This is a genomic window from Kluyvera intermedia, from assembly GCF_021440345.1.
GTDB lineage: Bacteria > Pseudomonadota > Gammaproteobacteria > Enterobacterales > Enterobacteriaceae > Kluyvera > Kluyvera intermedia_A.
In genome coordinates this window covers 1-742 of the sequence record NZ_JAKCNS010000178.1, presented here as the reverse complement: position 1 = coordinate 742, position 742 = coordinate 1, and the positions used below count along the sequence as shown (strand labels likewise).

Sequence of the window (742 nt, the reverse complement as noted above, 5' to 3'; positions counted from 1 at the left end):
ACTTGTTCGCACCTTCCTTAACCAATGCATCGTGGCGTGGAAGTCCAGTTAAAGCAACTTCTTTCGCTGTAAATTTATAGCTACTAAAATCATTAACTATAGAATTATATTCACCATAGGCTGAAGTAAGGAAAATATCAAATTTCTTCCAGTCTGGCCGGAATAATGAAGATTGGTCGTTATGAATAATCCCATGCTGTAAAAAGATAAATTTCTTCCACAACATCCGCTTATCTTTAAAGTAGTCAGTTGCAAATTGAGCTGCATGAGAACTGATAACTCGAGAGCATGACATTAGCGCGCTCTCATGCTCTTTACTGCCATATGCCAATAGATTAAAACCATCTTCTGTTAATCTGTTCCAATCATGAGAACTTTTCTGAATCACAAACCATGCATCAATATCCTGTCTTTTTTCTTTTAGATAGCGGTACAAATGTTCTGCATTATCATCTGCTTGATTATCTCGGTCCATGAGAATCCACGAACCCCGATACCTCTCAGTGATATCAAATTTAAATTCTATTTTTTCCTGAATCGCCAAAATTTTCCTATAGGTCAATTCATCGTATATCTTTCGATCCTGCCCTTTAATCTTATATTTAGCACCATTCAATAAAACGATTAACGGGACATCTGGATTTAATTTATCTAATTTTAACCAAACTCGGCGCTCGTAATAATAATGCATACCAAATAAAATGTTTCCTATATACTTGTCTACATCTGGCACTAATAACTT

The 742-nt window shown here is 35.4% G+C and carries 1 protein-coding gene; it reads right to left on the bottom strand.

What is annotated here, in order from left to right:
• Positions 1-742, bottom strand: a 742-nt coding sequence (locus LZ634_RS22585; RefSeq protein ID WP_234508960.1) for a CDP-glycerol glycerophosphotransferase family protein, incomplete at both ends; no start/stop codon positions are given.